General features: G+C 70.2%; 9 protein-coding genes and 1 riboswitch. Of the genes, 1 reads left to right on the plus strand and 8 read right to left on the minus strand.

From position 1 onward, the window contains the following. Positions 1 to 91: 91 nt before the first annotated feature. The 3 genes from ABZ622_RS41020 to ABZ622_RS41030 form a co-directional block, all read right to left on the minus strand. The gene (locus ABZ622_RS41020) at positions 92 to 937 is read right to left on the minus strand and encodes an SGNH/GDSL hydrolase family protein (protein WP_360552312.1); all 846 of its coding nucleotides are present in this window, start codon (positions 935 to 937) and stop codon (positions 92 to 94) included. Between the two features lie 188 nt (positions 938 to 1,125). Further along, positions 1,126 to 2,049, minus strand: coding sequence for a LysM peptidoglycan-binding domain-containing M23 family metallopeptidase (locus ABZ622_RS41025; protein ID WP_360552314.1), 924 nt, complete (start codon positions 2,047 to 2,049; stop codon positions 1,126 to 1,128). Between the two features lie 3 nt (positions 2,050 to 2,052). Then, positions 2,053 to 2,209, minus strand: a riboswitch (cyclic di-AMP (ydaO/yuaA leader). 292 nt (positions 2,210 to 2,501) lie between these two features. Next, positions 2,502 to 4,601, minus strand: a complete 2,100-nt coding sequence (locus ABZ622_RS41030) for an alpha-galactosidase (protein ID WP_360552316.1) — start codon at positions 4,599 to 4,601, stop codon at positions 2,502 to 2,504. Positions 4,602 to 4,826: 225 nt separating this feature from the next. Between ABZ622_RS41030 and ABZ622_RS41035 the strand changes: the two genes are divergently transcribed. Beyond that, positions 4,827 to 5,642 (plus strand): tyrosine-protein phosphatase, encoded by an 816-nt coding sequence (locus ABZ622_RS41035; RefSeq protein WP_360552318.1) that lies wholly within the window; start codon positions 4,827 to 4,829, stop codon positions 5,640 to 5,642. A gap of 6 nt (positions 5,643 to 5,648) precedes the next feature. Here the strand turns inward: ABZ622_RS41035 and ABZ622_RS41040 are convergent, their stop codons facing one another. The 5 genes from ABZ622_RS41040 to ABZ622_RS41060 form a co-directional block, all read right to left on the minus strand. After that, a complete protein-coding gene (locus tag ABZ622_RS41040; RefSeq protein ID WP_360552320.1) occupies positions 5,649 to 5,816 on the minus strand; it encodes a DUF6126 family protein in 168 nt (55 codons plus the stop codon). A gap of 33 nt (positions 5,817 to 5,849) precedes the next feature. Then, the gene (locus ABZ622_RS41045) at positions 5,850 to 6,458 is read right to left on the minus strand and encodes an XRE family transcriptional regulator (RefSeq protein ID WP_259931985.1); all 609 of its coding nucleotides are present in this window, start codon (positions 6,456 to 6,458) and stop codon (positions 5,850 to 5,852) included. 82 nt (positions 6,459 to 6,540) lie between these two features. Then, positions 6,541 to 7,938 (minus strand): aspartate aminotransferase family protein, encoded by a 1,398-nt coding sequence (locus ABZ622_RS41050; protein WP_360552323.1) that lies wholly within the window; start codon positions 7,936 to 7,938, stop codon positions 6,541 to 6,543. Continuing rightward, positions 7,935 to 9,836 carry a 1-deoxy-D-xylulose-5-phosphate synthase gene (dxs, locus tag ABZ622_RS41055; RefSeq protein ID WP_360552325.1) on the minus strand — a complete coding sequence of 634 codons (1,902 nt, stop codon included), beginning with the start codon at positions 9,834 to 9,836 and terminating at the stop codon, positions 7,935 to 7,937. Before dxs ends, ABZ622_RS41050 begins: the two co-directional genes overlap by 4 nt. Before the next feature lie 26 nt (positions 9,837 to 9,862). Next, a partial coding sequence (locus ABZ622_RS41060; protein WP_360552327.1) for a flavodoxin-dependent (E)-4-hydroxy-3-methylbut-2-enyl-diphosphate synthase occupies positions 9,863 to 10,069 on the minus strand: 207 nt, incomplete at its 5' end.

Here is a 10,069-nt window from a genome sequence, read left to right on the forward strand (position 1 = left end):
GACCTGCTGAAGGGCTGGACCGGCACCTGCACCACCTGCAACCGCCCCCTGCCCCGCAACCGGAGTAGACGCAGAACCTAACGAAGCACTACTAGAGCGGCAGGAGGTCCGGGCGCTTCGCTTCGACGTGGTCGCCGGAGGACTCGCCGCGCAGCCGCCGGCCGATCCAGGGAACCAGGTACTCGCGCGCCCAGTGGATGTCGTCGCGCCGTACTTCGAGGGTGCCGCGCTGTGCCTGCGGGGGCCATTCCTGGTCGGGGTCGGCCGGTACGTCGATGCCGAGGACCTGGGCGGCGCGCAGCGCGACCCTGGTGTGTCCCTCGGGCGACAGATGGAGCCGGTCGTCGTCCCAGGCGCGCCGGTCCTGGACGGACCGCAGCGACCACAGGTCCAGGACCGGGCAGTCGTAGCGGTCGGCGATGGCCCGTACGTGGGCGGTGTAGGTGGCGATCTTGCCGCGCAGATGGCGCAGCACGGGTATGCCACGGGTGTCGAAGCCGGTGGTGACCATGACCGTGCCGACCGCGCCGGTCAGCTCGGCGACCGCGCGCTCGAAGCGCTCGGCCACGTCGTCGGGGTCGGTGCCCGGCCGGATGATGTCGTTGCCGCCCGCGCAGAAGCTCACCAGGTCGGGTGCGAGCTCCTTGGCGCGCGGCACCTGCTCCTCGACGATCTGGTCGAGGAGGCGTCCGCGTACGGCGAGATTGGCGTATCTGAAATTCCCGTGCGCGGAACCTTCCGTGCCGGTCGCCGCATCGGGGTCCGGGAGCTGGTCCGCGAGAAGTACCGCGAAACGGTCCGCCCAGCCGACGAAGGTCCCGTCCGGGCCGGGGTCGCCGACTCCCTCGGTGAAGCTGTCGCCGATCGCCGCGTACGACCCGATGACGCCCTGTCGGTTGTTGACGCCACGTTGGTTTTTTCTCGAATCGTCTGCCACAAACGCTTATCCTGCACCGCCGAATGTGACCTACGCGACCGTAATATGGGGTTGACGGGTGGTGAGATAGACCACCCGGTCAGTTTTTGGTAAAGGGGGAATAAGTGAAGGGGCGGTGCGCCGCCGCGCACCGCCCCTTCCGTATTGCTCAGATCATGCTTGGTGATTCAGCTGCCCGGCCGTTCGGCTCAGACGGAGATGCCGTGCGAGGCCAGGAAGGCGATCGGGTCGATGTCCGAGCCGTACGCCGGGCCCGTGCGGACCTCGAAGTGCAGGTGCGGGCCGGTGGCGTTGCCGGTGGCACCGGAGAGGCCGAGCTGCTGACCGGCACTCACGGCCTGACCCGCGGAGACGGAGATGGAGGACAGGTGGCCGTACTGCGAGTAGTGGCCGTCGGCGTGCTTGACGACGACCTGGTTGCCGTACGCGCCGCCCCAGCCGGCGGTGACGACGGTGCCGGAGGTGATGGACTTGACGCTGGTGCCGGTGGCGACGGGGAAGTCGATGCCGGTGTGGCTGCCGCTGGACCAGTTGGAGCCGGAGGCGCGGTAACCGGTGGTGTGGTTGCCCGGGACCGGGTGGACGTAGCCGGAGGCGCTGCTCTGGGCGGTGGCCGGAGCGGCGGCCGGGGCCTCGGTCTTCGGGGCGGACGAGGTCTTGGCCGGGGCCGACTTCTCGACGGCGGAGGGCGCCTTCGACGGGAGGGCCGAGCCGGTGCCGGCGCCGGTGGGCGCGGCGTTGCCGGACGCCTTGGAGCCGAGGGTCAGCTTCATGCCCGGGAAGATCAGGCCGGGGTTCTCGCCGACGACCTTGCGGTTGTCCTGGTACAGCTGCTGCCAGCCGCCCTTGATCCGGTGCTCGGCGGCGATCTTCGACAGGTAGTCGCCGGAGACGACGGAGTACGTCGTGGTGGCGGCCTGCTTCTGCGCGACCGGAGCGGCGTGCGTGGCGGCGGCCTGCGACGCGACGGCCGGGGCGGACTGCTCCGCGGCCTGGGCACCGGTGGCGCCGAGCAGCGGCAGGGCGACGACGGCACCGCCGGCGCTTGCCGCGACGACGCCACGGGCGATGGTGCTGAGCTTCGGACGACGGTGCTTACCCGATATGGGCATGACGTATTTCCTCTCCGGCGCCTGCGAGGTGAGCTGTCGGGTTCGGGCTGGAGATGCCCGGCCGCGCTGAGCGCGGCTTCACCCCGAGCCGGCCGGATTTCTCCGGCCGGCGGCTTACCTGGTTCCCCCGCTCCTGCCACGCGATGAGTGGATGTGAATTCCGGGCGGCGGCAGGATTCGGCGGTCCGTCCGGATTGCGGTGACCGTAAGCGAGTCGGGACGACGAGAACAAGCCATGGGTTCCACGCCGGAATCCGCGCCGGGAAATCGGCGCGGAATTCCGGTAACACTCCGTGGATTAAGGATCTTGGCATTCCGCCCCGCGCACGGATTACCCGACTCGCCCGTCGCAACACACCGTCACGGATATGATCCCGCTCACGAGGCGACCCTCATATCCCTTATGAGCAGGCCATGTTCGGACAAAAGCCCGCATTACGGACATATCTCGCCTATCGCCCGCGTCGGAGCCTCAGCACCCGTGCGTCGAGATCACCGCGAAGTCCGGTGTGCAGCCCCTGATGCAGCAGCGTCGAACCGTGGTGCACCGCCCCCGTGTCCAGGCAGGTGTAGATCGCCTCGGGGTCGAGCCCGCGCAGCCGCAGGGCCGGGGGCCACTCCCCGTACCGCTGCGCCTCCAGCCACATCAGGACCACGGCGTCGTCCCCGTGGACGTACTGGACCGCGCTGAGTCCGCCACGCGGTTCACGCAGCCGGTACAGCTCGCCCTGCTGCACGACGGGGCGGATCTCCTTGTAGAGCTCCACCCAGGTCCGGGCCTCGGCCAGCTCCTCCTCGCTCCATTCGGTGAGGTCCCCGCCGACCCCGAGCACTCCGGCCATCGCGCTCACGAACCGGAAGCGCAGCGAGCTGCGCCTGTCGTTGAGCTGGTGGTTCGGGCTGTCGGTGACCCAGGCGGCCATCACCCGGGCCGGGTGGAGGTGTCCGAAGCCCTCCTGAATGGCGAGCCGGTCGAGCGGGTCGGTGTTGTCGGAGGTCCACACCTGGTCGGTGCGGGACATGATCCCCAGGTCGACCCGGCCGCCGCCGCCCGAGCAGGACTCGAACGCGACCGTGGGGTGCGCGGCCCTGAGCCGGTCGATCAGCGCGTACAGACCCTCCACGTGCTCGACCCAGAGCTTCTGCGGGTACTCCTCGCCCGGCCAGCCCGCATCGGTGAAGCAGCGGTTGAAATCCCATTTCACATAGTCGATGGGCGTGCCGGAAAGCAGCGCGTCCAGCTGCTCCCAGAGATATGCCCGCACATCGGGACGGGCCAGATTGAGTACCAGCTGGTTGCGGTACTCCGTGCGCGCCCGCCCGGGGAAGTGCTGCACCCAGTCGGGATGGGCGCGATAGAGATCACTGTCGGCATTGACCATTTCCGGTTCGACCCAGATTCCGAACTGCATGCCGAGCCCGTGCACTTCGTCGGCGAGCGGCTTCAGCCCACCGGGGAAGCGGTCCGGATTCGGCGTCCAGTCGCCGAGCCCGGCCCGGTCGCTGGTCCGCTGCCCGAACCACGCGTCGTCCACGACGAACAGCTCGACGCCCATCGCGGCGGCCCGCTCGGCGAGGACCCGCTGCTGGTCCAGCGAAATGTCGAAGCCCGTCGCCTCCCAGGAGTTGTAGAGCACCGGCCGCGGGTTCTGCGCGTCCGGGATCACATGGGCCAGCTGCCAGGCGTGCCAGGCGCGGCTCGCACCGCCGAACCCCTGCCCGCTCCACAGCCCGGCGAAGACGGGTGTGGTGTACGACTCGCCCGGCGCCAGCCGGAGCAGTCCGGCGTCGTCGTACCCGGCGCCGCCGGTGATCTGCACGAGCCCGTCGGGCAGCCGCTGCACGGAGATCCGCCACGATCCGGACCAGCCGAGCGCGCAGCCGTACACCTCGCCGCTCTCCTCCGTCGCGGCGCCGTCGGCATCCAGTGCGACCCACGGCAGGAACTGGTGGCCGGTGTGGCCGCGCCTGCTGGAGATGACGCTCTCGCCGTGGAGCAGCTCCGCCCGTTCGAGCCGCGATTCCGCCGCCCAGCGCCCGTGCAGCCGGCTCAGCCGCCAGCCGTCGCGGGCCGGCAGCGACCAGGCGGCCGCGTCGGCGCGCAGCAGCTCCAGCGGCGGGCCGTCCGGTCCGGCGTGGGCGACGGTGGCCCAGCGCTCCACGACATCGGAGTCGTCGCGCATCCGGTAGTGCAGGATCAGGGCGAGCCGGTGCACGGAGTCGGTGAAGCCGATCCGCAGTTCGTCCCCATCCGCCTCGGCGGCGTCGAAGGCCCACTCGGTGCCGCGGACCTGCGGGGTCCGTACCGAGAGCGCCGGGCGGACGAACCTGGGGCCGCCCTCGACCGGATACTCCTCCCGGCCGTCGAGGTGGGACTCGAAGGCCCTGAAGTCCAGTTCCGGGGCCGCGGCCAGCGCCTCGGCCGCGGCGAGGGTGATCCTCGGCCCCCAGTGCAGATGGACCAGCTCGTCCTGCTCGGTCAGTCGCAGTGCGTAGCTGCTGCTCGCCCCGGTGAGCAGCCAGGCCCGGCCGGTGTTGCCCGTCTCGATCATCGCATCCCCACATTCCAACAGTTCCGCACATCATCGACCATCGACGGGGTATGGGCAACGGCCCGGCGAGGAATTCGCCGTGCGGATTCACCGCGGGAGAACCGGAGTTCGCCCGGGTATCGACAGGGAAAGGCCGAGATGATTGCCTGAGGAATCAATGTCGTATCGTCGCAGGAGTGGCCTTGCCTGCGACTCGCGCCGGCACCAGACACTCCAGGAGTCACCGTGACGCAGCAGCTGCCGCAGATCCCGTCGACGGAACCCGAGCTGGCGGGTGTCCGCAACTTCCGCGACGTGGGCGGGCTGCCCACCGCGGACGGGCGACGGGTGCGGCACGGGCGGCTCTTCCGCAGCGGTCACCTCGCGCACGCCACCGCCGAGGACGCCTCGTTCCTCGGCGGCCTCGGTCTGCACACGGTCTTCGACTTCCGCAACGCCGCCGACCGCAAGCTCGACGGGCTGGATGTGGAGCTGCCCGGCGTACGGAGTGTGAACATCCCGCTCTCCGACCCGGCGGACGGCTCGGAGTTCTGGCACATGGTCCGCAACGGCGACATCGAGCAGCTGCGCTCGATCCTCGGCGACGGCAAGGGCACCAACCGGATGATCGCCTCGTACCGCTCGATCATCCGGGACCGCACCGACGAGCACAGCCGGGTGCTGCACGCCCTGGCCGAGGACAGTGTTCCGGCCCTGATGCACTGTGCGGCGGGCAAGGACCGGGCCGGGCTGTCGATCGCGGTGTCGCTGCTCGCCGTCGGCGTCGAGCGCGAGGCCATCGAGGCCGACTACCTGAAGTCCAACGACGCCCACCGCCGCTACCGGGTGCAGCGCAGCGACACCTCGGCGGACGGCATGTCGGCCGAGGTGATGGAGCTGCTGAACCCGCTCTTCGGCGCCCATGCCGAGTTCCTCGCCGCGGCCTTCGCGACCATCGAGGAGACCTGGGGCAGCACGGACCGTTACTTCTCCGAGGGCCTCAAGCTCGCCCCCGAGACCCGGGACCGGCTGCGCGACCGGCTCCTGGACGAGGCTCGCTAGGCGCGGTCAGCCCTTGCCGGCCACCGCGAAGAGCAGGTAGAGGAAGGCCGCGAAGATGTGACCGGCGACGAGGTAGGCGAACAGCCTGATCACCACGCCGCGCGGAAACTTCCGCTCCTGGGCCTCGTAGTTCTTCTTCGATCCCAGCGGGTCGAAGTTCTCCGAATCGGACATGACGGTCCTCTCTGGCGACCGGTGGAACCGGTCTCAGCGACGGTGGATACCGCTGCCGAGGCACAGCTCGGCGGCGGGGCTCTGCATCAGGGTGTGGACGAAGAGCAGTTCGGCACCGTCGCGGTCGACGGCCGTGATCCGGTGCGGCGTGAGCGAGTCGAAGTGCGCGCTGTCGCCGGGGGCGAGGTCGTGCACGGTGTCCCCGAGCCAGACCCGGAGGTGCCCGGCGAGCACGTACAGCCACTCCTCACCGGGATGGACGCGCACGAGGTCGCCCTGGGCGCCGTGCGGGACGCGGACGCGGAGCGCCTGCATGGCCCGGCCGGAGCCGCCGGCCTGCCGGTACATCCAGCCGTCCGCCTCGGCCCCCTCGAACGTCCCGCCGCGGATGATCGCGTCACGTTCGGGGGGCGTCTCGCCGAGAAGTTCGGAGACCGTCGTACCGTAGATCCTGGCAAGACCGAGGAGCATCGGCAGCGAGGGCTGGCGACGTCCCGTTTCGAGCCGGGAGAGATGGGCGGGCGAGAGCCCCGCCCGCTGAGCGGCGGTCTCCAGGGTGAGACCACGGCTCCGGCGCAGATCGCGCAGGCGTGGCGCGATTCCGGGCAGCTCGTCGGCCGCCCCTCCGTCTGGAGGATTCATGTACCCATTGGGCCAGGAGCCTGCCTGAGAGGCAAATTTCTTGCCTCTCAGGCAAAACCCGCCGGCCGGCTGTTCTCCGGGATCAGCGGTTGGCGACCGCCTGCTTCACCAGTGTCCTGCCGAAGTCCCACATCAGTCCGCCGCCGCTGTGCGCGTCGTCCATCACCGCGGTGAACGCCGTGACGAACCGGTCGACGTCCGCCTCGTCGATCACCAGCGGCGGAATCAGCTTGATCACTTCCAGGTGGTCGCCCGAGACCTGGGTGAGGATGCGGTGCTTCTGGAGCAGCGGCACCACCACCATCTGCGCGAAGAGTCCCTTGCGGGCCGCCTGGAGCATGGTCCAGCGGCCGCGCAGCTTGAGGGACGACGGCCGGCCGAACTCGATGCCGATCATCAGCCCGCGCCCGCGCACCTCGTGCAGCAGCTCGTAGCGGTCGACCAGCGCGGTCAGCCGGTCGCGCAGCAGATCACCGGTGCGTCGCGCATGCGCGACGGTCTCCTCGTCCTCCATCACCGCGAGGACCGCGAGCCCGGCCGCCATCGCCTGGGCGTTGGAGCCGAAGCTCGCGGAGTGCACCAGGACCCGGTCCATCGACGAGTAGACGCGGCGGAAGATCCAGTCCTTGCCCAGGGTCGCCCCGACCGGCACATAGCCGCCGGAGAGGGCCTTGGCGACACAGACCAGATCGGGCTCGACGCCCTCCTCGTGCTGGTACGCGTAGAAGTCGCCGGTGCGGCCCAGTCCGGTCTGCACCTCGTCGGCGATGAGCAGGGCCTTGTGCTTGTGCAGCAGCTCCTGCGCCTCCCGCAGGAAGCCGGGCGGAGCCGCGTGGACGCCCTTGCCCTGGATCGGCTCGACGACCAGCGCCGCCACGTCGCCGCGCTTCAGCTCGCGCCGCAGGGCGTCGAGATCGCCGAGCGCGATGGCGGTGTCCGGCAGCAGGGGCGCGAAGCCGTCCCGGAAGCCGTCCTCGCCGTTGACCGAGAGGGAGCCGGTCGTCAGCCCGTGGAAGGCGTGGGCGCAGTAGAGGATCCTGGGCCGGCCGGTGGCGTAGCGGGCGAATTTCAGGGCCGTCTCGACCGCTTCGGTGCCGCTGTTGCCGAAGAAGACCCGGTCCAGGTGCGGGCTGTGCGCGAGCAGCCGCTCGGCCAGCAGTCCGGGCAGCGGCTGGCAGTCGAAGCGGGTCAGGTCGGCGAGCGAGGCGTCCAGCACGTCGTGCAGCGCCTTGCGTACGACGGGGTGGTGCCGGCCCAGGCCCATCACGCCGAATCCGGCGAGCATGTCGAGGTAGTCGTTGCCGTCCGCGTCCCAGAAGTGTGCGCCCTCGGCCCGTTCGTAGACCTTGTCGAAGCCGATGGTGCGGAGCATGCGGGGCAGCTGGTGATTGAGGTACCTGGTGTGCAGCTCGTAGCGTTCGGCGCCGCGCTCCGCGAGGAGCCGCGCCAGGTCGAAGCCCTTGGGCCCGTCGTCCTTCATGCCCCGCTCTCCTCGGTCTTTGTCGCCGCCTCCTTGGCGGCCAGTACGGCACTGATCCGGCCGGCGATCTCGACCGGAGTGAGCCCGATGTCGGCCAGCACCTCGGCACGTTTGCCGTGCGCGAGGAACTGCTCGGGGATGCCGAAGGTACGCAGCGGTACGTCGACCCCGGCGTCCCGCAGCGCCTGCCCCACCGCCGAGCCGACGCCACCGGCCCGGCTGTTGTCCTCGACGACGGCGACCAGCCGGTGCCGGGCGGCAAGCGGGGGCAGTGCCTCGTCGACCGGCTTGACCCAGCGCGGGTCGACGACGGTGCAGCGGATCCCGGCCCCGGCCAGCAGATCGGCGGCCTTCAGACAGGCCGGGGCGAGCACGCCGACGGCCACGAGCAGCACATCGGCGTCCTCCGTCCGGTGCAGCACGTCCAAGGAGCCGATCCGGCCGACTGCCGGGACCGGCTCCCCCACCGACTCCTTGGGGAACCGGATCACGGTGGGTGCGTCGTCGACGTCGACGGCCTCGCGGAGCTGGGCCCGGAGCTGGTCGGCATCGCGCGGGGCGGCGATCCGCAGCCCGGGGACGACCTGGAGCAGGGACATGTCCCACATGCCGTTGTGCGAGGGCCCGTCGGGTCCGGTGACCCCGGCCCGGTCGAGGACGAAGGTCACCCCGCACCGGTGCAGCGCGACGTCCATCAGCAGCTGGTCGAAGGCCCGGTTGAGGAAGGTGGCGTAGACGGCGACGACCGGGTGCAGGCCGCCGGTGGCCAGTCCGGCCGCGGACACGGCGGCGTGCTGCTCGGCGATGCCCACGTCCCAGACCCGGTCGGGGAAGGCCTCGGCGAACTTCGTCAGCCCCACGGGATGCAGCATCGCCGCCGTGATCGCCACGACGTCGGGCCGCTCCGCGCCGATCCTGGCGATCTCGTCGCCGAACACCGACGTCCAGGAAGGTCCGCCGGCCGGGGCGAGCGGTGCGCAGGTCAGCGGGTCCATCGCGCCGACGGTGTGGAAGCGGTCGGCCTCGTCCAGGAGCGCGGGCGGGTAGCCTCGGCCCTTCTCGGTGAGGCAGTGCACCAGCACCGGGCCGTGGAAGCGTTTCGCCCGGTTCAGGGCGGACTCGACGGCCGCGACATCGTGGCCGTCGATCGGTCCCAGGTACTTGAGCCCGAGGTCCTCGAACATGCCCTGCGGGGCGAAGGCGTCCTTGAACCCCTTCTTCGCGCCGTGCAGCGACTCGTACAGCGGCTGTCCGATGACGGGGGTCTGCCGGAGCACGTCCTTGCCCCAGGAGAGGAAGCGTTCGTAACCGTCGGTGGTGCGGAGGGTGGCGAGGTGATCGGCGAGGCCGCCGATCGTGGGGCCGTAGGAGCGCTCGTTGTCGTTCACCACGATGATCAGCGGGCGGTCCCTGGCGGCGGCGATGTTGTTGAGCGCCTCCCAGGCCATCCCGCCGGTGAGGGCCCCGTCACCGATGACGGCCACGACGTGGTCGCTCCGTGCCAGCACCTGGTGGGCCTTGGCCAGGCCGTCGGCCCAGCCGAGCACCGTCGAGGCGTGCGAGTTCTCGATGACGTCGTGCACGGACTCCTCGCGGGACGGGTAGCCGGACAGGCCCCCCTTGCCCCGCAACTTGGAGAAGTCCTGCCGTCCGGTGAGCAGTTTGTGCACATAGCTCTGGTGGCCGGTGTCCCAGAGAATGCGGTCCACGGGCGAGTCGAAGGCCCGGTGCAGGGCGATGGACAGCTCCACCACTCCGAGGTTGGGCCCCAGGTGACCGCCGGTCCTGGCCACCGCCTGGATGAGGAACTGCCTGATGTCCCGGGCTAGTTCGTCGAGTTGTGCTTCGTTCAGCGCCTTGAGATCGTGCGGCCCCCGGATGCTCTCCAGAATCTTCACGCTCGGGCCCCCTCTCTGGTTCTGTTTCAGCTCACGGTGACGGTGGGAGCCCCCGACGGCGTACCCGGCCTGTCCATGCCCTCCGCGATCTTCAGGGCTTCCTCGATGAGCGTCTCGACGATCTTCGACTCGGGCACCGTCTTGATGACCTCGCCCTTCACGAAGATCTGACCCTTGCCATTGCCCGACGCCACACCCAGATCGGCCTCACGGGCCTCACCGGGACCATTGAC

Origin of the sequence: Streptomyces sp. NPDC007164 (genome assembly GCF_040634135.1) — a bacterium.
GTDB classification, from domain to species: domain Bacteria; phylum Actinomycetota; class Actinomycetes; order Streptomycetales; family Streptomycetaceae; genus Streptomyces; species Streptomyces sanglieri.